The 24,120-nt window shown below is 62.8% G+C and carries 25 protein-coding genes; 11 read left to right on the forward strand and 14 right to left on the reverse strand.

The genetic code is table 11. The features are described from left to right. Window positions 1-230: 230 nt before the first annotated feature. The 5 genes from A0J57_RS04205 to A0J57_RS04225 all read left to right on the forward strand — a co-directional run bounded on the left by A0J57_RS04205 (window position 231) and on the right by A0J57_RS04225 (window position 3,712). Window positions 231-461, forward strand: a complete 231-nt coding sequence (locus A0J57_RS04205; RefSeq protein ID WP_061934065.1) for a biotin/lipoyl-containing protein — start codon at window positions 231-233, stop codon at window positions 459-461. A gap of 89 nt (window positions 462-550) precedes the next feature. Further along, window positions 551-931, forward strand: coding sequence for a Rieske (2Fe-2S) protein (locus tag A0J57_RS04210; protein WP_061934067.1), 381 nt, complete (start codon window positions 551-553; stop codon window positions 929-931). A 272-nt stretch (window positions 932-1,203) separates the two neighbouring features. Beyond that, entirely contained in the window at window positions 1,204-2,166 is a 963-nt protein-coding gene (locus tag A0J57_RS04215) for a ThuA domain-containing protein (protein WP_235600780.1), read from the forward strand. Window positions 2,167-2,236: 70 nt separating this feature from the next. Further along, window positions 2,237-3,223 carry an RraA family protein gene (locus A0J57_RS04220; RefSeq protein ID WP_061934070.1) on the forward strand — a complete coding sequence of 329 codons (987 nt, stop codon included), beginning with the start codon at window positions 2,237-2,239 and terminating at the stop codon, window positions 3,221-3,223. 54 nt (window positions 3,224-3,277) lie between these two features. Then, window positions 3,278-3,712 (forward strand): hypothetical protein, encoded by a 435-nt coding sequence (locus A0J57_RS04225; protein WP_044662922.1) that lies wholly within the window; start codon window positions 3,278-3,280, stop codon window positions 3,710-3,712. A gap of 242 nt (window positions 3,713-3,954) precedes the next feature. On the opposite strand, the gene A0J57_RS04230 is transcribed toward A0J57_RS04225, so the two are convergent. The 5 genes from A0J57_RS04230 to A0J57_RS04250 form a co-directional block, all read right to left on the reverse strand. Continuing rightward, a complete protein-coding gene (locus tag A0J57_RS04230; RefSeq protein ID WP_025546897.1) occupies window positions 3,955-4,689 on the reverse strand; it encodes a zeta toxin family protein in 735 nt (244 codons plus the stop codon). After that, window positions 4,686-5,021: a hypothetical protein gene (locus A0J57_RS04235; RefSeq protein WP_226870094.1), complete on the reverse strand. Its 336-nt coding sequence runs from the start codon at window positions 5,019-5,021 to the stop codon at window positions 4,686-4,688. The genes A0J57_RS04230 and A0J57_RS04235 overlap by 4 nt, the downstream gene beginning before the upstream one ends. A gap of 300 nt (window positions 5,022-5,321) precedes the next feature. Further along, on the reverse strand, window positions 5,322-7,757 hold the full coding sequence (locus A0J57_RS04240) for a TonB-dependent receptor (protein WP_235600781.1): 2,436 nt from the start codon (window positions 7,755-7,757) through the stop codon (window positions 5,322-5,324). 340 nt (window positions 7,758-8,097) lie between these two features. Then, window positions 8,098-10,392, reverse strand: a complete 2,295-nt coding sequence (locus tag A0J57_RS04245; protein ID WP_061934072.1) for a molybdopterin-dependent oxidoreductase — start codon at window positions 10,390-10,392, stop codon at window positions 8,098-8,100. Beyond that, complete coding sequence (locus tag A0J57_RS04250) at window positions 10,389-10,721, reverse strand: hypothetical protein (RefSeq protein WP_061934073.1); 333 nt, start codon at window positions 10,719-10,721, stop codon at window positions 10,389-10,391. Before A0J57_RS04250 ends, A0J57_RS04245 begins: the two co-directional genes overlap by 4 nt. Before the next feature lie 388 nt (window positions 10,722-11,109). Between A0J57_RS04250 and A0J57_RS26310 the strand changes: the two genes are divergently transcribed. The 3 genes from A0J57_RS26310 (at window position 11,110) to A0J57_RS04260 (ending at window position 13,451) form a co-directional block, all read left to right on the forward strand. Continuing rightward, window positions 11,110-11,256, forward strand: coding sequence for a hypothetical protein (locus tag A0J57_RS26310; RefSeq protein WP_158298501.1), 147 nt, complete (start codon window positions 11,110-11,112; stop codon window positions 11,254-11,256). Further along, complete coding sequence (locus A0J57_RS04255) at window positions 11,253-12,608, forward strand: LLM class flavin-dependent oxidoreductase (protein WP_061934076.1); 1,356 nt, start codon at window positions 11,253-11,255, stop codon at window positions 12,606-12,608. The genes A0J57_RS26310 and A0J57_RS04255 overlap by 4 nt, the downstream gene beginning before the upstream one ends. Window positions 12,609-12,749: 141 nt before the next feature. Continuing rightward, window positions 12,750-13,451, forward strand: a complete 702-nt coding sequence (locus A0J57_RS04260) for an SDR family oxidoreductase (RefSeq protein ID WP_061934078.1) — start codon at window positions 12,750-12,752, stop codon at window positions 13,449-13,451. 334 nt (window positions 13,452-13,785) lie between these two features. Here A0J57_RS04260 and A0J57_RS04265 read toward each other — a convergent pair whose 3' ends face one another. Further along, window positions 13,786-14,208 carry a fosfomycin resistance glutathione transferase gene (locus A0J57_RS04265; protein WP_061934080.1) on the reverse strand — a complete coding sequence of 141 codons (423 nt, stop codon included), beginning with the start codon at window positions 14,206-14,208 and terminating at the stop codon, window positions 13,786-13,788. Between the two features lie 486 nt (window positions 14,209-14,694). Between A0J57_RS04265 and A0J57_RS04270 the strand changes: the two genes are divergently transcribed. Next, window positions 14,695-15,495, forward strand: a complete 801-nt coding sequence (locus A0J57_RS04270; protein WP_061934082.1) for an SDR family NAD(P)-dependent oxidoreductase — start codon at window positions 14,695-14,697, stop codon at window positions 15,493-15,495. A gap of 203 nt (window positions 15,496-15,698) precedes the next feature. On the opposite strand, the gene A0J57_RS26815 is transcribed toward A0J57_RS04270, so the two are convergent. The 7 genes from A0J57_RS26815 to A0J57_RS04300 form a co-directional block, all read right to left on the reverse strand. Beyond that, a complete protein-coding gene (locus A0J57_RS26815; RefSeq protein WP_153023161.1) occupies window positions 15,699-15,905 on the reverse strand; it encodes a hypothetical protein in 207 nt (68 codons plus the stop codon). Then, a complete protein-coding gene (locus A0J57_RS04275) occupies window positions 15,902-16,891 on the reverse strand; it encodes an O-methyltransferase (RefSeq protein ID WP_082718582.1) in 990 nt (329 codons plus the stop codon). The genes A0J57_RS26815 and A0J57_RS04275 overlap by 4 nt, the downstream gene beginning before the upstream one ends. A 39-nt stretch (window positions 16,892-16,930) precedes the next feature. Further along, window positions 16,931-17,860: an ABC transporter ATP-binding protein gene (locus A0J57_RS04280; protein ID WP_061934135.1), complete on the reverse strand. Its 930-nt coding sequence runs from the start codon at window positions 17,858-17,860 to the stop codon at window positions 16,931-16,933. An 11-nt stretch (window positions 17,861-17,871) separates the two neighbouring features. After that, the gene (locus A0J57_RS04285) at window positions 17,872-18,654 is read right to left on the reverse strand and encodes an ABC transporter permease (protein WP_061934084.1); all 783 of its coding nucleotides are present in this window, start codon (window positions 18,652-18,654) and stop codon (window positions 17,872-17,874) included. Next, the gene (locus A0J57_RS04290; protein WP_082718583.1) at window positions 18,651-19,391 is read right to left on the reverse strand and encodes an ABC transporter permease; all 741 of its coding nucleotides are present in this window, start codon (window positions 19,389-19,391) and stop codon (window positions 18,651-18,653) included. The genes A0J57_RS04285 and A0J57_RS04290 overlap by 4 nt, the downstream gene beginning before the upstream one ends. A 249-nt stretch (window positions 19,392-19,640) precedes the next feature. Further along, window positions 19,641-20,018, reverse strand: coding sequence for a Rap1a/Tai family immunity protein (locus tag A0J57_RS04295; RefSeq protein ID WP_235600782.1), 378 nt, complete (start codon window positions 20,016-20,018; stop codon window positions 19,641-19,643). A 70-nt stretch (window positions 20,019-20,088) separates the two neighbouring features. Continuing rightward, window positions 20,089-21,009: a LysR family transcriptional regulator gene (locus A0J57_RS04300; RefSeq protein ID WP_061934088.1), complete on the reverse strand. Its 921-nt coding sequence runs from the start codon at window positions 21,007-21,009 to the stop codon at window positions 20,089-20,091. A 140-nt stretch (window positions 21,010-21,149) separates the two neighbouring features. On the opposite strand from A0J57_RS04300, the gene A0J57_RS04305 reads away from it, so the two are divergent. Together A0J57_RS04305 and A0J57_RS04310 are read left to right on the forward strand one after the other, a co-directional pair. Further along, window positions 21,150-21,479 carry a nuclear transport factor 2 family protein gene (locus A0J57_RS04305; protein WP_061934090.1) on the forward strand — a complete coding sequence of 110 codons (330 nt, stop codon included), beginning with the start codon at window positions 21,150-21,152 and terminating at the stop codon, window positions 21,477-21,479. Between the two features lie 61 nt (window positions 21,480-21,540). Next, window positions 21,541-22,320 (forward strand): SDR family oxidoreductase, encoded by a 780-nt coding sequence (locus tag A0J57_RS04310; protein ID WP_061934092.1) that lies wholly within the window; start codon window positions 21,541-21,543, stop codon window positions 22,318-22,320. Window positions 22,321-22,359: 39 nt separating this feature from the next. Here the strand turns inward: A0J57_RS04310 and A0J57_RS04315 are convergent, their stop codons facing one another. Then, complete coding sequence (locus A0J57_RS04315) at window positions 22,360-23,892, reverse strand: VWA domain-containing protein (RefSeq protein WP_061934094.1); 1,533 nt, start codon at window positions 23,890-23,892, stop codon at window positions 22,360-22,362. Window positions 23,893-24,120: the final 228 nt, after the last annotated feature.

Consider the following 24,120-nt stretch of genomic DNA (forward strand, 5'->3'; position numbering starts at 1 on the left):
AGGCTACGCCCCCGGTTGACAAGCAATGGTGGCCGCCATATCAATTGGTAAGCTAGCGTCCAATCTCACGAGGATGCGACCGGAGAGCATATGATCGATCATGCGGCCATGACGGCGTCCCACCTTCGGCGGCGGAAGAGGGCCGCGGAATTCCACCGTTGCGCTCGCCGCGTGCGATAGGCCACTTTTTCACAATTCAGCATCGGTTCCTATCAAGTCTGGAGTCATTCATGGCAGTTGAAATCATTCTTCCAAAGATCGGTTTTTCTATGAACGAAGCGATACTGGCCGAATGGCTCGTCGCGGACGGGGCCGACATCAAGGAAGGCGAACCGCTCTACACCATAGAAAGCGACAAATCGACGCAGGAGATCGAAAGTCCAGCGTCCGGCACGCTCGAAATATTGAAGCCGGTTGGCGAGACTTATGAAGTCGGAACGCTGCTCGGCCGGATCGCCTGAACCCGGACTTGAACCATGGCGGCGAAGCAGGCAGAATTGCTCGAATATGCCGGCCCGGATCGGGCCGGCCATGGACCGGACCTTCGCCTGTGAGCTATTTCGGCGTTCCGCAATCAAGGCAGGATGAAGCGGGCGAAACCGTGCGCGTCCGCCTGTGCGACCGGGCGGAGATTCCGACCGGGCGCTATCGCTGCTTCAAGGAGGGGGCGCTCTCCTTCCTCGTCTGCAACGTCAAGGGCACATTATACGCCATCATCAACCAGTGCAGCCATATGAAGGTCCCGCTAGACGGGGGCCGGCAGTTCGGCAAGGACTTCATCTGCCCCGTCCATGGCGCGCGGTTCGACATCCCCAGTGGAAAAGCATTGTCGGGCGCAGCCGTCGGCCGACTGGCCACTTATCCGGTGACGATCGAGGATGAAGGCGTTTTCGTCGAGCTTCCCGTCGTGGGGCTTGCCCCTCCCCGGTAAGGGTCGCCAAGCGGACCCTTCCAAATCGCGAGCAGCCATGGTCCGTTCCGACTGACGGCGATCAGGCGCGAGATAACCCTGTGGAAGCGGCATGATCTGCTCTGTCGCGGCCAGTGGCGGCTTGCGCGTGCACCAACTCCCAGAACGACTCCAAGATATGATCGCAGGAAATATGCGGCGGGGTCTTGGTATGTCCATCACTTTGTGGCAGATCATATAGGATATGATCGACCGAGAGAGTCGCGATACGAATCTTTGCTGGTGAGGATGAGTTGAAAGGGACGTTCACAAGCTGGGCCCGCAAGGTCCGCAATATGGCTGCTCCGCCGGGCAGGAAGCGAAGCCATTCCCGTGCCCCGCGCCCGGTGGGTGCGGCGCTGGCGGCGATGGCGGTCGCTTTCCTCTTGCCGATGCCGGCCGGAACGGCGCCCTTGCCGCCCGTGCGCATCCTGCTGTTCGCGGGACCGAAGCAGCATGGCGCGCCCGGCCGCCATGAATATGAGAAGGATCTGCGCGAACTGGCCTGGCTGCTCGAACATTCCGGCGCGGCGCGGGAGGTGAAGACGCAGGTCGTCGTCGGAGAAAAGCCGCGGGATCTGGCAATGCTGGAGGCGGCCGACGCCATCGTGATCGACGGCAATGGCGACTGGCTGAAGCGCGAAACCGGCGCGATCTTCCAGCAATATACCGAAACGGACGGTCTGGGCTATAATGCCGAGACCAGTGCCGCGCTCAAGGATTTCGACGCGCTTCTGAAGCGCAGGAAGACGGGGCTGGTCGTCTATCATTATACGATGTTCGTCGATAACCGGGCAGGCCGCCTCTATCTGAACGATTGGCTGGGCGGCGTCTGGATTCCCTATGTCTCGCACAATCCCGTCGACACATGGGCGATCAGGCCGATCCCCGGCAAGCATCCGATCCTGCGCGGGGTCAAGCCCTGGACGCCGCGGGAGGAGATGTATGCGCGCTATTTCCTGCCCGACAACCCCCGCCGCACCCCGTTGCTCACCGCCCGGCCGTCACAGGCGGCCAATGGCACCGGCGGTCCGGTCGCCTGGGCCTATGAGCGGCCCGACGGCGGACGTTCGGTCGTGTGGGGCGGCAACGACTTCCATGACAACATGCACCTCTATCCGCAGCAACGCCGGTTCCTGGTGAATGGAATACTGTGGGCCGCAGGGGTCGAGGTGCCGCGCGGCGGCGCGAACGACCAGATGCCGCCGGAATTCTAGAATGGAAGGTCCGACCGGCCGCCGCGCGGATCGGCGCTGCGCCACGCACAGGATGGGGAGATACCGAGCCATGGGATTCGACCGGCGGCTGAAGGGCGCCGCCCTCGCCTTCGCAGCCATGCTGCTGCCGCAGCACGCGCTGGCCGAGGACGGCTTCTTCACGCGCGAACAGGTGATCCGCCATACGCCGGCCTGGACCGGCGAACGCTTTCCGGACGGACGGCCCAAGGTGCCCGAAGACATTCTGGAACGGATGCGGGAAGTCACTCTGGAGGAAGCCTGGGCGACGCTGCGCAGCGCCGGCTTCAACCATCAATATGAGGATGGCTGGCTGTCCATCTTCCCCGACAAGGTGCTGGTCGGTCGGGCGCTGACCTCCCAATGGCTGCCCGGCCGCCCGGACATCCAGACCGTACTGGAAAAGCAGGGCGCCGACGACGGACGCAAGGGCGCCATGAACGCCTGGCCGGTCGACATGCTGCAAAAGGGCGACGTCTATGTCAGCGACCATTTCGGACTGAAGCAGGACGGCCCATCGATCGGCGACAATGTCGGCAACGCCATCTACGCCCGCAGCGGCAACGGCGTCGTCTATGACGGCGCGGTGCGCGACATCAACGGCCTCAGGGAACTGCCGAATTTCGTTTCCTTCGTCCGCTCCTACGATCCGTCGCATCATTTCGGCGCCATGGCGACGGGCGCGCGGCTCAATTCGACGATGGTAGGCATCAACGGTCCGATCCGCATCGGCAAGGCGACGGCCATGCCCGGCGATGTCGTGCTGGGCCGGGACGGCGGCGTGCTGTTCATCCCGCCGCAACTGGCCGAAAAGGTGGTGAAGCTGTCGGAGAATACGCGGCTGCGCGACATGTTCGGCCATATGCGCCTGCGCGAAGGCAGATATACCGCCGGCCAGATCGACACCCGCTGGACCGACGCGATCGAGGCGGACTTCTTCGCCTGGCTCCAGGCCAATCAGAACAAGCTGCCCGTGAAGCCCGACGCCGTAAGGCAGATCATCCGCGATCATGAAGCGGGCATCCCCTATGAGGGATGACCGGCCCGCAACCCACCCTTCCCCCCGAAAATGCTTGAGAAAGGCCCCGCCATCATGGACTTCCGCCTCCCCTTCGCCACCCTCCTCAGTCTCTGCCTGGCCGGGGCCGCCCAAGCCGCCACACCCGCCGAAGTGGTCGCCCGTCATGTCGAGAGCATGAAAGCCGGCAAGCTGCAGCCGATCATGGACGATTATTCCGCGGACACCGTCGTCGTGACTCCCCAGGGGCTGGTCGCGGATCAGGCGCCGGCCAAGGGGCCGGGCATCTATTCGGGTCAGGCGCAGGCGCGGCGCGTCTTCACGACGCTGACCGACAAGGATCATCATCCCGGCATCAAGGCGATGGAAACGACCATCGAACCGGCCGGCCCGGACAGCGTCATCCTGCATTGGGTCCAGTTCAAGGGGCAGCCCCAGCAGGTCTCGGGCAAGGACGCCTTCATCGTGCGGGACGACAAGATCGTGTTCCAGGCCATCTTCGTCGACTGACCGCAGCGCCGGCGGACAGTACCGGCCTCAGCGCGACCGGACCGCAAGGTCCGGCCGCGCTGAGGTTCAGGCGGCGATCGGTGGGACATTTTCCTCGAATTCAGTCTGCTGAACCGAAGTCGCCGCCATAGCCCATTTGCGCGTAGACACGGACGGGTTGCGAATGCGGCAGGCTTTGACCTGCCTGTCCCAACTATTCGCATGCAAATATCAACAGCCGTTCCCGATCAACTGCCCCTTCATCAGGCGAGCGGGCTCACGACGTCGAGCCACTCGGTGATGGCCAGTGGGACCTTGTCCGCGCCATCCCGCAGGTCATAAAGCGCTTCGCCGCCAAGCTGGACCCGGCACACCGTGAAGGCCCGCTTTTCGTCACGGCTGTTGTCCGTCAATATGGAGGCGTCGGCCACGCCCAGCGCGTGCGATATAGCCTTCTGCGTCCTGGGAAACCGCGAGACGAGTTTGCCGGTGTCGACGCCGTGGCCATGTTCAAGCACGCGCTGGCTGACGCGCAATATGGACAGATCGGCGTTCGAAAGACCGACGAAAAACAGCAGGACGAAATAACCCGCCGCCTGAAGATCGGTTATCGTGTCGAGTTTCGAGGCGACCGTGCCGTCAGGCCGCTCTTCCCAATGGCTGAAGACGGTTTCGGTTGCGAATGGCACCTTCGCGGCCATGGCATGCGCGGCGAACGCCTTCACGCCATTTTGCGCCACCTGCATCCAGCCGAGGTTTGTGTCGCGCAATTCCTGCGCCCAGTCCACAAGCGATCCGTCCCCCTGGGCTTCCGGCAGAATCGAAAGCATCATGCGATCCGCGTTCAGCAGCGGCAGCTGGAGCTTTTGCGCAAGAATCTTGCGCCACATCGTCGATTTGCCCGACCCGTTATGACCGGCCAGAATGATCGCGAGCGGCTTGTCGGTCCTGACCTGTGCGGAAAGTATCTGGTCTACCGCGCCCTTGAGCGCCGTCACGCAAATTCTTGAAACTTGCCGTCGACAAGCTGGCCGCGACTCACCTGTCCGTTGAGCTTGCGGATGACGATCTTGGGATTATCTTCATCAACCGAATAGAGCGGCACATTCTTGCGCTGAGGAATAGCCACCCCGCCCCGCACGATACGGGCCGCGGCACGCTCCAACGCCTGGGAGCTGCGCTTGACATTATCCTTGACGAGCGCGGCCGACGGCTTCTGGGCACTGACGGTCACATTACCCAGTTTGGTGGTGACCGTCCGCGTGCGCTTCGAGCCCGCAGGCCCGATGATAATCCCGGTCTTTCCGTCGCGCATGCTCGCCGAAGCCATTTTGCTCTGCTTTGCCATAAGCCCGATATAGCTCTTCCGCAGATCAAGTTCCAGCCGTCATGATCGCCAGGAAATCCATCGGATCGTCCTCACGCAAAAGCGCGCGCGCCGCCTCATGGAGGGTAACGCGCGTCGGGGGGTGTATCACCCGAGTCTCGAACATGGCCTATCCCAGCTTGATCGCCATGTGCGCCCGGCCCCGACAGGAATGTTTCTTTCATGGCGGGGACTGAGGGATCATGAGGAGCGCAGGTCGCCCGCGGCCACGCAAGAGCCGCTTGTGGCCGCGGGCGGAAAGGATCAATATTTGAAGCCGACCTTGAAGAAGATGGTGCGCGGCGGGTTCTGTGCGCCTTGCAGCAGCAAGGTGCCCGCATAGGGCCCGGCCTTGATGGCCGTGCCGATCGGCGTGAGCGTGGAATAATAAAATTCATCGCCGATGTTGCGCGCCGTCAGCGTGAAATCCCACCGCTTGTCAGCGGTCTGGAAACCGATGAAGGCATTTAGGAAATGCTTCGAACCGATCCGATATTGGGGATTGTTGAGCTGGTCGGAGAAATAGCCGGTCTGCCAGTTGACGCTGCCGCCGAACTTGATCGCGCCCAGCCCCTCAATCGGGATCGAATAGTCGGCGGACGCGAAATATTGCCATTTCGGCTGGCCGGGAAATTGCTTGCCCGTATAGTTATAGGCGGGAACGGTGCCCAGCGCCGGCGCCGAATAATCGTCATATTCGGTTGTCAGATAGGTGACATTGAAAGCCAGCGACAGATTGTTGGTCGGCTCTGCCGAGGTTTCCAGTTCGAAGCCCTGCGTGTGCGCTGACGGCGCATTGCCGCGCGTGCTGACATAGGTGCCGGAGATCGGACTGAACGCCGACACCGCTGTCTGCAGATCCTTATAGTCGTTATAGAAACCCGTCGCGTTGACCCTCAGCCGGCGATCGAACCAGTCGGTCTTGAAGCCGACCTCGAACGCATTGACGGTTTCGGGTTCATAGGGCAGCGCGGTGGCAAGGTTAAGCGCGCGGTTGTTGAAGCCGCCCGCGTCGAAACCCTTGGCATAGTTGGCGAACAGGAAGATCGTCGGCGTTGCCTGGTAGGAAATGCCTGCCTTCGGCGTGAACGCATGCCAGGTCTTCTTGTTGAGCACGCCGCTATTGTCGAAATTTACCTGCGTCGCGGCGACAGTGACGCCGAGCGCGGGGATCGCGCCGCCTGTCTTCACCTGCGGATAGAGCGTCGGATCGATCGGATGGCCGTCTAGGTCATAGTTGACGCCCTGAAAATCGAACGCGCGCCGGATGCTGATATAGCGGCCGCCGGCGGTCAGCGTCAGCCGGTCGGTCAGGCGGTAATTGGCCTGGAGATAGGCTGAATAATTATGCGTTACGGTCTTGCCGATCTGATCGAAGGGCGCGGCGGGCAGCGCCGTGTCCGATTGCGGCAGTCCGGTCACATAGCCGATCCGGTTGCTTCGGAAATTTTCGAACAGATAGTAGAGACCACCCGTGAAATCGAACCGGTTCCAGTTGCCCTGCAACTGAAGCTCCTGAGTGAAGGACTTCTGCTTGTAGGTGATGTAATTGTCCGAAATGTCGATGCGCCGGGGCTGGGCCGCATTATAGGGCAGCCGGTTCTGACCGTCATTATTGTAGTTTACCGGGTCCTGGTCGAAGCCCCGCAGCGCGGTGATCGAATGCAGCGAAAGATGCTCGTCGAGATCATAGTCGATGCGGCCGGTCACGCCGCCCGAATGCGATCGGTTTATCCCCGGTCGCCCGGCATAGCTGACATTCGCCTTGTAGGGCGCGAGCGAGGTCGGGCTGTAGAAGGTGCCGCCCGTGATCGCGCCAAGGCCTGACAATGCCGGATTCGTGGGATTGTAGGTCGTCGCCACATATTGCGCGGCCTGCGAATGATCGATGGTCCCGTCGGCCGACAGGGTGATCTTCAGCGCAGCACCCGGCGTGAAGACCAGCTTGACGCGGCCGCCGGTCGTGTCCTGATTGTTGACGTGCCGCTGCTGCGAGGGGTTCCAAGTATAGCCGTCATGCTCGTCATGGGCGACCGCGATGCTGGCCGCCAGCACGCCGGGCACGATCGGGCCCGCCACATAGCCATGCGCGTTGATCGTATTGTAGTTGCCATAGCCGGCATCGGCGCGCAGGTCGAATTTATCGCCGGGCGTGCGTGTGACGTAGCGGATCGCCCCGCCGGCTGAATTGGCGCCGAACAGCGTGCCCTGAGGACCGCGCAGGATCTCCAGCCGCTCGACATCGGTAAGGTCTGACATGCCATTGATGGCGCGCGGCAGGTAAACATCGTCGATATAAACTCCGACCGTCGGATCGAAGATCGGATCACTATTGCCGATGCCGCGAATGAAGAAGGTATTGGTCAGCGGAGTGATGCCCGAGGGCGGCGTGTAGAGGCCTGGAATCTGCCCGGCCAGATCGCGCGTGGTGACGACATTCTGGTTCCCGCGGAACGCCTCACCGATAACGCTGACCGCCACGGGCGTCGACTGAATCCTCGATTCCTTGCGGGTGGCGGTAATGACAATATTGTCGACGACCCCGCCCGCCTCCGCATCGGGCGCCGCTGCGGTGAGGGCATCTTGTGCCCATGCCGCGGTCGAGACCAGCATGGTGGAGAGCGCCAGTGCGGAGAAAGCAGATTTCCGGACATGCTCCTTGCCGGCCCAGCTCCGCTTCTTTTTAATTGCTATATTCATTCCCAACCCCCTTATTAACATTAGAAATAGATATATGAGTCATGTTCAAAAGAATCTCTCATGTCTTATTTCGATTCTTTTCTGAACCGGACTTAACGATTCAAGGGGACGGCAAGAAGAAAGATTTACTTTAACCATGATTTATTGTTTAGAAATCCAAATCTATTATTGAGTAATATTTATTATGATATATTAAAATATTGCGATTGGGCGAGGAAAGGGCCAATCGCTTTCCAGCTGTGGACATCCGAGAAATGTGAGGCGGATTGCGTAGCGTGGCGACATCAGTCACTTCAGCAGCGCCAACAGCTCTATCGGAAGCTTGTCAGGAGCCGCGCCTTTATGGACTGACGTTGCGCGGCAGGACCTGAGGGGGATCGAATATGGCGACGCGCGGCGGCGCGCCCTCGAACAGCCGCGCCTCGATCAGGCAGGTCTGGGCGACGCAGCCCTGCGACAGGCCCGAAGCGCCGCGATCGAGCGTCAGCACATTGGGATTGCCGTGCCGCTCCAGCCCCGGACCCGGATCGAACCATGCACCGGTCGCCAGCCGCGCCACACCCGGCATGATCGCATCGCTCAGGATTGCGCCTGCAAGGCAGCGGCCGCGATCGTTGAACAGTTCCACGACAGCGCCATCCGCAATGCCTCTTGCGGCGGCGTCGACGGGATTGAGATAGACCGGCTCGCGCCCGGCGACCTTGCCCGCCCGGCTATAGGCACTGGCGTCGAGCTGGCTGTGCAGCCGCCGCTCCGGCTGGTCGGAGAGCAGATGGAGCGGATAGCGCGCGGCCTTCTCATGCCCCAGCCACTCGAAGGGCTCCCGCCAGACCGCGTGGCCCGGACAATCATCCAGCCCGAACCCGGCGATCTTTTCCGAGTAGATCTCGATCTTCCCCGAAGGCGTGGCCAGCGGATGGGCCAGCGGATCGCGGCGGAAATCCGCATGCATGACATGGGGTTTGTCATGGGCGGAAAGGTCGATGATCCCTTCCTCCCAGAAATGGTCGAAATCGGGCAGGTTGATGCCGGTGGCGGCGATCTTCCCCGCGCTTTCAGCATAGATGCGCCTTAGCCAGCCCATCATGTCCAGCCCTTCGGTGAAAGCAGCCCCGACACCCAGCCGCCCGGCCAGCGCGGCGAAGATGGCGTGATCGTCGCGCGCTTCGCCCTGTGGCGGCACCGCCTGCCGCATGGCGACGAAAAATCCCTCGCGGGTGGCGAAGCCGATATCGTCCCGTTCCAGCGATATGGTGGCCGGCAGCACGATGTCCGCCTGCCGCGCGACCGGCGTCCAATATGGTTCCTGCACGATGATCGTTTCGGGTCGCGCCCAGGCCTGCCGCAGCCGGTTCAGATCCTGGTGATGGTGAAAGGGATTGCCGCCCGCCCAGTGGACAAGGCGGATGTCGGGATAGCGGTGAACGCCGCCATTATAGGTGAAGCGCTCGCCCGGATGCAGCAGCATGTCCGCGATCCGCGCGCAGGGGATGAAGGCGGAGACGCCGTTGGTCCCTTGCGGAAAGACGGGACCGGGCAAGCGCGGATGCGCGCTGCCCATGACGTTCATCGCGCCATAGCCCAGGCCGTATCCGCCGCCCGGCAAGCCGATCTGCCCCACCATGGCGGCCAGCGTGACCAGCGCCCAGAAGGGTTGTTCGCCATGAGCGGCGCGCTGAAGCGCCCATGCGCAATTGAGCATCGTGCGATGCCGCAGCAGGTCCTGTCCCAGAGCGGCGATGCGGCCGGCGGGCACGCCCGTGATCGCGGCCGCCCAGGCGGGGGTCTTGGGCGTGCCATCCGCCTCCCCGGTCAGATAGGCGCGGAAACGGTCGAAGCCGACCGTATGGCTGTCGAGGAACGAACGGTCGAACAGCGGATCGTGCAACACCACCCAGGCGAGCGCCAGCATCATCGCCGCGTCGGTGTTGGGCCGGACCGCTATCCATTCCTCCGCATCCCCATCGCCCAGATTGTCGCCGACCGGCCCGATATTGACGATGCGCGCGCCCGCCTCCCGCAGCCGCCGCAGGCCGTCCCGCGCGCGATGCCGCCCCGCGCCGCTCGACGACACCCGCGTATTCTTGAGCGGCACCCCTCCGAAGCTCACGAACAGTTCGCAATGCGCCTCCAGCACGTCCCAGCTCGTATGGGATGCGTTGCTCTCGTCCATGCTGGCGGCGATGTGCGGCATCAGCACGCGCCCGGCGCCCAGGCTGTAGCTGTCGACGCTGCGCACATAGCCGCCCAGCATATTGTAGAAGCGGTGGAGCTGGCTCTGCGCATGGTGAAAGCGGCCGGCGCTGGCCCAGCCATAGGAACCGCCGAATATCGCCTCATTGCCGTGGTCGCGGCGCACCCGCGCAATCTCCGCCGCGACGATGTCGAGCGCTTCGTCCCAAGGCACTTCGACAAAGGCTTCCTCGCCGCGCCCCTCTCGCGCCCGCTTTTCCAGCCATCCCTTGCGGATGGCGGGGCGGAGGACGCGCAGCCGGGCCATGCCCTCCTCCAACTGGTCGAGGCCGATCGGATTGGGATCGGGATCGCTGCCGAGCGGCGCCAATCGCGGCGCCGCATCCCTGTCGCCCGGCGAGACCTCATATACGCCCCAATGGGCGGCGGAATAGCGGGTCATGAAAAGCCGGCGTCGAACAAGGGGCGCACATCCAGCCTGCGATCGAGGACGCCTGCGCGGAAATAGCGGTCGGCCGTCGCCTGCTGCGGGGCGATCGGCGTCTCGTCGATCTTCACCGGAAAGCGGTCCGCCCGCTGCTGCGTGCCGCGCAATATATCGAGCGCGAGCTTTTGCAGCCTGTTTGCGCCCTGAAGCACGACGCGCGAGCCCTCGCGCCGGTCGCCGACGGACAGCTTGTCTGCGGCCCCAGCGCCCTCGCCGGCGCAGGCCGAGATCGCAGCGCCGCCAGGAAGAAGCAGGAGGGATCGCCGGTCGAACCTATGGAGCATGAAATGGAGTCCTCAGAGATGAGGACCAGTTTAACTTCCGTTGCGGCGTCTGAGGCATGACGATGCCAAATAGATGATCGAGAGTCGCTAAAGCGGTTCCCGGCATAAGAGCCTCATCGAGATGACAGCCATTGCGGCTTCAAGGCCATCGCCACCATAGGGATACGGGTGCCGTCACGCCGTGCGTCACGAAGGTCCGGCGCCCGCTCGAAAGGCGATGGGATGAAGCGGTGCGGCCTTTTCCATCTCTCGCCTTTCCAGCAGGTCATAAATAGCTGAGAAAGTCCAATTCGTCAGCCCATCCCAGAGCGCCTATGCTGGATCGCCGCGCGGATGAGCGAAAGCCGATCCGTGCGATGGCACCCTCTATCTGGGCCAGGAGGACAGGATGAGCAGCACGGACCAACTTCGGAAAGAGGGCCGCAGAGGCGCGCCGGCATCCCTGCGCGTTCCGCGCGAACTCGCGCCGCCGGTCTCCTGGCTTTCCTGCGCCATGGCCGAGCGCCATGGCTGGGACGGAGCAATCCGCCGATGACGACAGGACGACGCCTTCATCTGGGCGCCTTCATGCGCCCGATCTCGATCCACACAGGGGCGTGGCGCTATCCCGGCGCCTGGCCGGACGCCAATTTCAATCTTGCGCATATCAAGCGTTTGATCGGCACGCTGGAAGCGGCGAAGTTCGACGCCTTCTTCATGGCCGATCATCTCGCCGTCCTGAACATGCCGAACGATGCGTTGAAGCGCAGCCACACCGTCACCTCGTTCGAGCCTTTCACGCTCCTGTCAGCCCTGGCGATGGTCACCAAGCGCATCGGCCTTATCGCGACGGCGTCGACCACCTATGATGCGCCCTTTCACGTCGCCCGTCGTTTTGCCTCCCTCGATCATCTGAGCGAGGGGCGAGCGGGCTGGAACATCGTGACGACGGGCAATCCGGAAACGTCGCATAATTTTGGCAATGAAGAGCATCTGGCCCATGCCAGGCGCTATGCGCGAGCCCGCGAATTCCATGATGTCGTGACCGGATTATGGGACAGCTGGGCTGACGATGCCTTTGTCCGCGACGTTGAGAGCGGCATATTTTTCGACCCGGAGAAGCTCCATGTCCTCGATCATCGCGGGCCGCATCTTTCAGTGCGAGGGCCCTTGAATATCGCCCGGCCCGTTCAGGGTTGGCCGGTGATCGTCCAGGCGGGCGCTTCGGAAGCCGGGCGTCAACTGGCGGCGGAAACCGCCGAGGTCATCTTCGGTGCGGCCGGGAGCCTGGAAGAGGGCAAACGCTTTTATGCGGACGTCAAGGGGCGCATGACGGCGATCGGACGCAATCCCGATCATCTCAAGATACTGCCTGCCGCATTCGTGATTGTGGGCGAGAGCATCGAGGAAGCCCGAGCCATTCGCGCACGGCTCGATGGCCTGGTCCATTACGACAGCGGAATCCGGTCGCTTTCCGCCATGCTCGATTTTGACGTGTCGGGCTTCGATCCGGATGGCCCCTTGCCTGAAATCCCGGAAAGCAATGGGAGCAGGTCCGGCCGCGAACGCCTGGTTGCGTTGGCGCGCGCCGGCAATCTTACGATCCGCGAGCTGGCGGCGCGCGCAGGCAGCTTTGCGGGCCTCGCTTTCGTGGGAACCGCGCAGACCATCGCGGATGAGATGGAGGCTTGGCTGGAGGAACGCGGATCGGACGGATTTAACCTGATGTTCCCGTTCGTTCCGGCGGGATTGGAGGCCTTCACCGCCAAGGTCATACCGGAACTTCAGCGCCGTGGCCTGTTCCGCAAGGATTATGAAGGAACGACGTTGCGCGATCATCTGGGCCTTCCGCGGCCGGCCAATCGTTTCTTTCCCGTGGCCCGCGCTCCGCAATCCGCCTGGGCCTGACAACTGACATGGCGGTGTCGCGGTCGTCAGCCGTCGAGAAATTCCACTAGCCGGCGGCATCGGCCGTCTGTCGTGAAGCAGTGAGCGGAGCCACATCTTTCCGGCTCCCCATAAAGTCCCCCCATAAGCGGAGAACAACTCATGGTGCAAATTCCCTACAAGACCGCGCTCGTCGTAGGCACAGGTCCTGGCATCGGCACGTCGGTGGCGCGGGCCTTGTCGGCCGCAGGCGCGAGGGTGGCGGTCGCGGCGCGCAATTCGGAGCGGCTGAGCAGCCTCGCCCAGGAGATCGGCGGTGCCGCATTCGCCGTCGATGCAACAGATGCCGCTTCTGTCGCAGCGCTGTTCGATGATGTCGACAGAAGCATCGGCATTCCGGAGGTCGTCCTGTTCAATGCAGCGGGCCGCGTCCGCGGACCCGTCACCGATATAGACCCCGGCCAGGTCCGCCACGCCATCGAGGTTTCCGCCTATGGCGGCTTCCTGGTGTTGCAGCAGGCGGCAAGGCGGCTCGTGCCGCTTGGGCATGGCGCGATCCTGCTGACCGGCGCAACGGCCAGCGTCAAGGGGTTCGCCAATTCTTCGGGCTTTGCGATCGGCAAATTTGGACTGCGCGGACTGGCGCAGAGCGCGGCGCGGGAACTGGCGCCCAAGGGTATTCATGTTGCGCATTTCGTCATCGATGGCGGCGTGCGCAGTGCGGGCCGCCCCGATCCGACCGGCGCACCGGACAGCACGCTCGACCCCGATGCGATCGCCGACGCCTATCTGGCCGTCCTGGCGCAGCATCGCAGCGCCTGGAGTTGGGAGGTCGAGCTGCGGCCATGGGTCGAGCCATTCTGAGCCGGACATCAGGTGACAGGGGCGGCGCCGGGATCGACGGTCGTCCGCCTTCGGGGCATGTCGACCTCTTAACGGAAATCGAGGGGATGCACGAGGTCGGCGGAAAAAGGGCGCTGCTGGTGCGTATCGCCCTGATGCCGTCGCGCCGTTATCGACGCCGCCCAAGACGCCATTGACACGCTGGCGTTGGATCAGATCGGTCCGTTTGGCAATGAAACTCGATGACGGCCGCAACGCACGACGGCGGACGGCGACTCATCCTGATTCGGATTGGCGAGCCAGACCCGATGAAGATGAGCACTATATCCATGCCATAGCGCTGTGATAGCCGCTTCTAATAGATCGTCCGTCCTGGCACGGGATGGGCTTCATAATGTGCGAGACGCGATTCCAAGGAGCCGACGTGCAGTTCCAGCTTGTGGCCGTCTGGATCGAGAAAATAGAGGGAGTTTCCTTCGCTGCGATTGGACTTCCAGATCACCGCCTCGTTGGAAATTCTCTCGCTTAAAGCAGCGAATTCGTTTTCTTCCACATCGAGCGCGATATGCGTGTAATCCGGTTGGGGGCCAGCGCGGCTCGCATCCAGTGAGAGGCATAGCCAAAGCGTTCCGGCCTCAACATACGCCCCTTCATCCCATTGGGCACGGAGGCTGAATCCCAGAAGGTCGCGGTAGAAGGCAATCGAGCGCCCTATGTCAACGACCGCCAAGGTGAGATGATTGAGCCCTCTCACTTTGCCAGGGTTCGTCAGGGACATGCACTCTGTTCCCATTGGTCGCCACGATCATGATTGCACAGACTGCGCATGCCTTTCAGCGGCTGAATATAGACTTAGTGCACCGCCTATGCCAGTCCGCCCCGCTTCTCCAATGAGTATCCGCGATAGATGGCTCTCGCTATTTCAATATGACGGTCTTCCCATTCTGATGAAAGGAGTGTGCGGAAAGGGGATCTTATGGCGCGTCATGCTTTCATTCTCGGCGGATGCGAAAGCCACCAACGAGTTCCCGGCCATCATTGATGAGAAGAGATAATGTCGGTCGCCTGCGGCATTGCGACCATGATCCGCACCACACACATCCAGCAGCAATGCTCTTGCGATCTGACCAGTTCACTCGTCACGGCGGCTAAATGCCCTGATCCATGCTGAGAAGAGATCATCTATAGTTTCGAACTCGCAATAGCTGTTCGCCCTCGGGGAAGCCTATTCAGGGCTATCGCAAGATAGATGAAAGGATATGCCATGGATTTGCAACTTGCAGGCAAGCGCGCTCTGGTGACTGGCGGCAGCCGAGGGATCGGCAAGGCGATCGCCCTTGCACTCGCGCAAGAAGGCGTCCGTGTCCTGCTGTCTTCCCGGAATGAAGCGGCGGCAAGCAACGCGGCCCAAGAGCTGTCGGCGCAGACCGGCGGCGAACTTCATGCCTTCGTCGCCGATACGCGCGACGACGCGCAGGTCGACGCGCTCGTCGCCGCGGCGGTCGAAAAGCTGGGCGGCCTGGACATCGTCATAAACAATGCCGCGCAGCCCGGCGCGCGACCGGAAGTGCCTGGCGTCGCTGGCGTCGCATCCGATTATCTGCTGGACGAACTCAATACCAAACTGGTCGGCTATCTGCGGGTCGCGCGGGCCGCAGCGCCGCATCTGGTGGCCAATGGCTGGGGCCGGATCATCAACATCAGCGGCCTGGCCGCACGACAGTCAGGCACGATCCCCGGATCGACCCGCAATGTGGCGATCGCCGCGCTGACCAAAAATCTGGCCGACGAACTGGGGCCAAAGGGCGTCAACGTAACCGTGGTCCATCCCGGCGCGACCCGGACGGAGAAAACCGCCAATGCCGTGGCCCAAAAGGCTGCCGTGGACGGCACCACCCTGGACGTGGCGGAGAAGGCCCTGTTCGGCCAGTCGCTGATCGGCCGTATCGTCGAGGCGGAGGAAGTCGCCGCGGTCGTCACCTTCCTCGCCTCTCCGCGCAGCGTCGCGATCAATGGCGACGCCATAGCGGCAGGCGGCGGCAGCCCGCGCGCCATTCACTATTAAACGGAGGTTGAGACATGGCTGACCTTGGACCGCCCCGGTCGTCGGCGCCTCTGTTGCGCGCGCGCTGACAGCGGCCGGTCAAGGTCGTGGCCGCCGCCCGCAATCCGGATCCGCCGCGCATGTCGCCAGCGGGAGCGACGCGATCCCGCTGGAGGTCGTGCCGTACAATGCCCGCAGCCGCATGTGCGGTTCGGTAATGGAACTCAGATGGGGATTCGGGCCTGTTCGCCAGGATGTTCGCGATCGACCACAATGAATGTCGCACCGCCTTCGGCAGGAGGGTCGGGCAAAGGGCAGTGGCAACGCGAACCGATCGTCACGCTCGAGCCGGCATCAAGAAAGTTGCTGGCGATCGCGAATCCCATCCGGCTGGAAGCCCCCAAGAATGAAAGCATGATGTCCTGAGTCAATCTTCCCAGGCCAGGTTGTAGACATAGGATTTTGCGCCCTTGCGGCTTACCCAGATGCCTTCAGGCGGAAGGCCGGCCTGCCGCTCCTTCTCGACCTCCCAGGGACGGCTCAGCATTGCTCCGGCCTTATCCGTCACATGCCATCCCATCGGCCGGCTCCATTGCAGGCGGAGATCGCGATCGGTCCGGCGCCAGATCGGCCTGCCCTCGATCATCCCGGCCGGCGCGAAGCGATAGATCAAGCCGTCCTCTTCGCGACGGAAAAGGATCGTGCGATCATGACGAATCTCCTCCGATCGCTTCTCGGCGCGAACCACCGCCAGCGCAAAACCGTCCCAGCCCTTTTCGCCTACGGTCTGGATCGCGGTTGCTTCCACGCGTGGTTCGGCCGCCAGTATTTCCAGAAAGCTACGAACACCCTGCACATTGCTGTCATCGCTATACGGATCCAGCACGCCTCCGCCACGAACGATATTATCGCCGATGATGACCGTTCCGACGCGCGACAGCGCAAGTGCCCAGCGAATATATTGGGGATTGTTGGGCTTGTCGGCGTCGATGAAGATCAGATCGAAAGGCCCCGACAAGGTGGGCAGCACATCGAGCGCTTTGCCTGTGCGCAGATCGACAAGCGCCGAAAGACCCGCGCGATCGATATTGCGTCGTGCGACCGCAGCATGCGCTTCGTCCCGCTCGATCGTGACGATCTGGCTGCCAGGGAGCAGCGACCGGGCCAGCCAGATCGTGCTGTAGCCACCCAGGGTTCCGATTTCCAATATGCGCCGCGCGCGCGCCATATGCGCGAACAGGGCAAGCATCCGACCCTGGAGAGGCGAAACGTCATGCGCGGGCAATCCCGCCGCTTCGTTTTCGGTCAGGGCCGCGCGCAACGCATCGTCCGCAGGTGCGAGCAATTGCGAGAAATACGCATCGACCGCGGCCCATTTGTCGGAGTCGGCCGAGGGATAGTCGGGCTTGCGGGTCATATGATCGTATCCCTTCCGCCATGCGCCTTCGACATGCGTTCAGACCTGTAGCCCACGATCGCCCACGACATGGACATAGACTTCCTCCAGGCTGGGACGGGAGGTGCTGATGGCAGTGACTCCCCTTTCGATCAGTAAACCCAGGACCGTGCGGATGACCGCCGGGTCGGCGACCTCCACCCGAAATCCGGTTGGGGCAAGAGGCTTCACCCCTGCGACGCCGGGCAAGGCAAGAACGTTCCGCGCAACACTGTCATCGCCTTCAAAATCGATCCGCTCATGCTGGGAAACAAGGCGACCGAGCGATTCGGGCGTCTCGACCGCCAGCAACTTGCCATGATCGATCAGTGCGACCCGGTCGCATACCGCTTCCGCCTCCGCCATGTCGTGCGTGGTGAGCAGGATGGTGCGACCTTCCCCGCGCAACTCGCCGACGAGGGCGCGGAACTCGCGCGCTGCGATCGGGTCCATGCCGATGGTGGGCTCATCGAGGAACAGGACCTGAGCATCGCCGATAAGTCCACGCGCCAGGTGCAGGCGCTGCTTCATGCCGCGCGAATAGGTTTCGACCCGGTCGTCGGCGCGGGCGGCAAGGCCGACCCGATCGAGCAGGGCGGGCACTTTGCGCCGCGCTTCCTCCACCGACACGCGGTACAACGCAGCCCAATAATCGAGCGTCTGGCGGGCAGTGAGTTTTGGGTACAGTCCCTTGTCGCCGCCGAAGACAATGCCGATCGCCGCGCGAACGGCAGCGGTTTCACGGACCACATCATGTCCAAGGACGAAGGCTTGGCCCTCGCTTGGCAGCAATATGGTGGAGAGGATGCGGACGAGAGTCGTCTTGCCCGCGCCATTGGGGCCGAGCAGGCCGCGCACCTCGCCACGTTCGATGGAGAGGGAAAGGCCCTCCAGTGCGCGGACACCGCCCGCATAGACCCTGCCCAGATTCCTTGTTTCTACCGCCGTCATGCCCATCAGCCTTACCCGAATGCGATCGAGCCATCGCGTCGCCCGCGCTCGGCCATGTGGTCGATCGCCAGCAGGGCGAGGAGCAGCCAAAGCGCTGCGACGGCTATCTCCCGACCCAGTTCGGACAGGATTGCGATGGTCGGGCCGTCCGCCATCATCAGCCGGATCGCAGCGACGCCATGGGTGCATGGCAGAATCTCGGCGATCCACTGGACCGGCGCCGGCCAGAAGCCGACAGGCACGGACACGCCGCAAAAGGCTATAATCGCTGTCGTGAGCAGGTTGATGAGAATGTTGCGTAGCGCCGGCACTGCTCCCGCCAGTGCGCCAAGGAAAACAGACAGGCAGAAGGTGCCGACCGACAACAGTACGACGCCCACCGGCGCGAACAGCAGACCATGAAGCGGCGGTCGCCAGCCGAATGCCAGGATCAGCATGGCGAACGTCGCGGCGGACGATCCGATCCAATGAAGGATCCAGACCGCCATGCGCCCGATGGTCGCGGGCGCGAGGCTGGAGGGTGAGGCAACCAGCAACGGATAAACACCATCCCAACGGTCCCACACGGCAGCGGCGATGGCGAAGGTGCCGACGCCGGCGACTGCTGCGTTGCCGATCAGCAAATAGTCGAGCTGTTGCGGCGATCCGGTCAGCCGGCCCATCAGCACCCATATGGCCGCGCTCGTGAGGATGCGCGCCAGCCAGCCGAAGGTCCAAGTCCGCCAGGTCCAGAACATCTGGAAATCACGGACACCGACGAGAAAGGCGTGGCGCATGATGCGGATGTTGCTCATGTCAATGACAGCGTTCCGTCCCGGCGCAGCCGGTTCAACATCCGTCCGATCACCAGAATTCCTATCAAGCCGGTCATCACCCCCAGCCCAACGGTCGCGCCCAAACGCTGCACCGCATCTTCGACAGGCCCCGGTCTCAGCGTATCGCGCACCAATCCAGCGGCCCAGTAGAAAAAGGTGAGCGGCGCGAAAGGCTGAAGCCACATGGGAAGGAAATGCACGGGAACCAACACCCCGCCCAGCAGATAAAAGGGCCCATTCACGGCATGTTGGAAGGTGCGGGTGGTGCCGGCCAATCCCAAAAGCGCTGTGAACAGCAATGCCGTCCCAGTGCTGGCGATAACGGTGGCCACGAGCGTTGCCGCGAGCAGTCCACCATGGATGATCGGCACATGGACTCCGAAGATCCCCCAGGCGATCAGCCAACCCTCTACAAAACCAAGGATGCCGAGCGCGGTCAGCACGCCCACCCGCCCAAGCAAAATAACGGCATAGGACACCGGACTGGCGACGATGACGTCCAGCAACTGTTGGCGACGATCCATGGAGACGACTTCGCCCGCGACAAAGAAACCCATCTGTCCGACCGTCATCAGCAGCGATGCGCTGAGGGCGAAAGGGGCCAGATCAGTGCGGCCAGAATGGATGAGGATCGCCATCGACGGCAGCGTCAGCAGTGGGATGACAAGGATCGGCAACAGATCCTCGACATTATGGCGCGTCAACGCGAGCTGCATTCTGCTAGCGGCCAATAGCAATCTTAACGTCAATGTGCGGATTCCCCCATAGGCCGCACTGTTAGTTCCAGTCTCCGCTTCCCATCAAATTGCTATTTCTCGACCAACTATTAGGCTTGCTGAGCAGTGGACGACCGGCAGGTTCGCTTCTGATCATATATGACATTGGTCAGCAGGGTTGGGAATGTCGAGCGCTGCCCCAGCAGGCCTTCCCCGTCACGCCCGATCCGATGCACGTCGACCCCCCGGTCAGCGCTTCCTTGTCCTGGGGCATGGCCAGGCCTTTCGCGTCGCAGCGAATACGGTCCTGGATGCCGAAGCGCTGCGTTCTTCCGGATTGTCGCGCAGATAATCCACCGTCACATTCCTCAGCTGGCTGATCGTCACATCGGCCGGAATGCAACTTTTCAGTTTATTGACCTCCCGCGTCGTATTGAATGCATCGACGGCGCCCGTGATATAGGCGATGCACTCATAGGTCTTCTCCAGATAATCATTGCTGCTGCGCGGCGTGGAGCAAAGCTCGTAAAGCTCTTCCCCGGTGTAGAAGCCGGCCAGCGCCGCAGGAGAGCAAGTCCCCGCCGCAACCGCCAGCAGCAGATAAACCGGTTTGCCAGATTTCATCATCCACACTCTCAAAAGCACGACAAAGGATCGCAGAACTATACAGCCGTCCAGCGGCGGACTTCCGCTGCTGCTAACCGGTTTCCCGCGTCGCGACCGTCGAGGCCGCAAAATCGCGGGCGTGATCGATGAAGGCCCTGAACGCCGCGGACGGATTTCGCCGGCTTGGATAATAGAGGCATAGTGATGAAAGCGGTGGTGTCCAGTCTTCCAGAACGCGAACGAGACGTCCTGCGGCCACGTCTTCCTGAACATCGGATTCCATGAAGAAGCCTATGCCAATACCGTCCAGGACGGCAATGCGCGCAAGACTGGCCTCATCCAGTGTGATCGGCCCGTCGACGTCGATTTGAGCCTGCCGGCCATGCTTTTCGAACTGCCAGCGGTAAAGGGCTCCATTCGGCAGCCTGACACGAATGCATGGGTGGGTCAGAAGGTCCGGCGGCACCTGCGGCTTGTCACGCTGCCCGAAATAGGCGGGCGAAGCGACGACGGCGTAGCGCCGACAGCGGCCAAGGGGGACTGCAATCATGTCGCTGGGAACCAGGTCGACGTGGCGGATGCCGATGTCGAAACCGTCAGCCACGACATCCACGAGCCGGCCTTCGGTGACCAGGTCGACATGAACCTGCGGATAGCGCCGCAGAAAGGGGAGGACGAGTTGCGCAAGGATTTCCCGCGCAGCGGTTGCGAACGCATTGATGCGCAATGTCCCCGAAGGCGTCTCCTGCTGCGACCGGGCAGCGTCCATCGCCTCGTGAATGTCCTGGAGCGCGGGACCGACCTTGCCGACGAAATGCCGACCGGCATCGGTCAAGGAAACGCTGCGGGTGGTGCGATTGAACAGGCGCACGCCAAGTTGGTGCTCCAGCTTGCCCACCGCATTGCTGAGCGCGGTGGTCGACATGCCAAGCTCGATCGCCGCAGCGCGGAAGGAGCCCTTGCGCATGATGGCGATGATGGAATCGAGTTCGATCAGGCTATGTCTTGCCATTGTCCTGCTTTTCGTGATGCCGCATCCCCCTTTATCCCGATTATCGCGCAGCACATCCACCCCTAAATTGATGCGACGATCGAGCCGGACAGGGATCGACCCACGCATCCCCGGCTGTCGGAAATGGAAGGAGAAGAGACGTGGCCATCGATCTGCCAAAGGCCATAGCTGACTATTTCGAAGCCGACCGCGCCAAGGACGCGGGCGGCGTATCACGCTGTTTCACCGAGACAGCGGTGGTGAGGGATGAAGGCAATATCCACCGGAGCCGGGACGAAATCGGGCACTGGAAAGCGGAGTCCTCCAGAAAATATAAGTATGCGGCCGAACCCTTCTCCCTCTCGAAAGAGGGTGACCGCATTGTCGTGGCCTGCCATCTGGCAGGCGATTTCCCCGGCAGCCCGTTGGACCTGCGCTATTTCTTCATGCTGGAAGGCGGGAAGATCGCTGAGCTGGAGATCGTGCCATGAGGGCCGATCGTCATGCCCAGCCGCTGATCGGGTCGACGGCGGCGCATCGGAAGTTCGGCGCATGACGCCGTTCCTCACCCTCCGGGGCAAGCGGGCGCTGATCACATCGGGCACGCGGGGAACGGGGGCGGCTACGGTCAGCCTCTTCCAGGCCCTTGGCGCGGATGTTCTGACCACCGCCCGGACGCGCCCGGCCGACATGCCGGATGCGCGCTTCGTCGCCGCCGATCTCAGCACGGCCGTGGGCTGCGCGGAACTGGCGGAAGCGGTGAAGGACCGGCTGGGCGGCGTGGACATCATCGTCCACATGCTGGGCGGCTCCTCCTCTCCGGCAGGAGGTTTTTCCGCGCTCGGCGACGACCAATGGCGCACGGAACTGGATCTCAACCTGCTGCCCGCCGTTCGGCTGGACCGGGAACTGGTGCCGGACATGGTGTCGCGGGGCCATGGCGTGGTCATCCATGTGACCTCCATCCAGCGGGAGCTGCCCCTGCCGGAAGCCACGACAGCTTACGCGGCGGCCAAGGCAGCGCTGTCCACCTACAGCAAGAGCCTTTCAAAGGAAGTTGCGCCCAGCGGGGTCCGGGTCGTGCGCGTCTCGCCCGGCTGGATCGAAACGGAAGCCTCCATCGAACTGGCCCGCCGATTGGCGGCGGAACATGGCGGCGACATCGAGCGGGGCAAGAAGATCATCATGGACTCCCTGGGCGGAATACCGATGGGCAGGCCGGCAAGGCCGGAAGAGGTCGCCAACCTCATCGCCTTCCTGGCGTCGGATCGCGCGGGGGCCATCAGCGGGGCCGAATATGTCATCGACGGCGGGACGGTGCCGACCGTGTGAACCCGGCCCCGCCGCAGGACGGCCGGTCCAGCCCCGGGTTCACCTCAGCCATGGATCGGCGTCATGGCCGGCAAGCCGGGCGAGCTGGACGAATTCCTGCCGCCAATAGTCATTCTGGCTGCCCGCCAGCCGGGCGATGTCGGCATAGCCGAAGTCGCCCAGCCGCCTGTCCCCCCGCAGCTTCTGTCCGAAGGCCGCGACCGCCACGGCAAAGGCCATGTCGCGCCGCGGCATGCTCGCTTCGGCAAGGAGGGCGGAGGCAACCGGCTTTTCGATCAGGCGGCTGCGCGTCTCTTCAGGCAATTTGTAGCGCAGGCGGACCGTCGCGATCTCTCCGCCGTCCCCCGCCGGAAAGACCGGGGCGCGATTGGCGGCATATCTGCGCGGAGCCAGCCAACCCGCCTCGCCCGCCGGGACGATCTCATAGAGCGCCGTCACCTGATGCCCGGCGCCGATCTCGCCCGCATCGACGCGATCATCGGCAAAATCCTGTTCGGCAAGGCCGCGATTCTCATAGCCGATCAGGCGATACTGGCTGACCAGCGCCGGGTTGAACTCCACCTGCACCTTCACATCCCTGGCAATGGTGAAGAGGGTGGAGGACAGTTCCTCGTCCAGCACCTTCCGCGCCTCCATGGCGCTGTCGATATAGGCATGGTTGCCATTGCCGAGGTCGGCCACCGCCTCCATCATCGCGTCGTTGTAATTGCCCTGGCCAAAGCCCAGGGTGGTGAGCGTGACGCCGTCCTCCCGGTTCCGCCTCACCATCTCCTCCAGGCTTTCCCGATCGGACAGGCCGACATTGAAGTCGCCATCCGTCGCCATGACGATGCGGTTGATGCCGCCGGGGATGAAATGGGCGCGGGCCGTGTCATAGGCGCGCTCCAGCGCCGGGCCGCCTGCGGTCGATCCGCTCGCGGCCAGCCCGTCCAGCGCCGCCTTGATCTCCGCCGGGTCATGGCTGCCCTCGACCAGCGTTTCGACGAAGCCGGCATAGGTGACGATGGATATGCTGTCGTCGGGCCGCAGGGCGTCGGCCAGCGTGGAGAGCGCCTGCTTGACCAGAGGCAGCTTGTCGGCATCCTGCATCGATCCGGACACATCGACCATGAACACCAGATTGGCGGGCGGCCGTTGCGACCGGGCCACGTCATAGCCGCGCAGGCCGATGCGCAGCAGCCGCGTACCGGGGTTCCAGGGCGTCGTCGCAATGTCGGTGGTCACGCTGAAGGGCACGGACGGGTCGTCGGGCAGCGGATAGTCGTAGCGGAAATAATTGATCATCTCCTCCGTGCGCACCGCCTCCGCAGGGACGGTCCGGCCACCCAGCAGCATGCGGCGGACATTGGCATAGGCGCCCGTGTCCACATCGACCGCGAAGGTCGATACGGGCTCGGCCGCGACCTGATGGACCGGGCTGACCGGATGGCCGTCATAGCGCTCGCCATTTTCGCCCGGGGCGGCGTCATTCACCGCTTCATAGGAGACGGAGCCGCCGGGCGCCTGACCGCATCCGGCAAGGACAAGAACGGGAAGGAGAGCGAGGGTGGTGATTGCAAGATGTGCGCGCATGCACGTTTCTCCACTGCTTCGGTAGAGAGAAAATAGGGGCGATGAAATGACGCTGGCAAGCGACGGGTGGAGAGTAATGGCGCGGCGTGCAGCACCGCCGGCGTCCAGCATCGGGCCTTTCCGGCGGAAATCCGTCATTTCCGCTGCGCCGTGCACATTTTCTGCACCGGAACTGCGCCAATTATTGATCGTCGGCACGCACCGGTCTGCGTCGGGAAGCCGCATTCT

This window comes from Sphingobium sp. 22B (genome assembly GCF_001580035.1).
Lineage (GTDB): Bacteria > Pseudomonadota > Alphaproteobacteria > Sphingomonadales > Sphingomonadaceae > Sphingobium > Sphingobium fuliginis.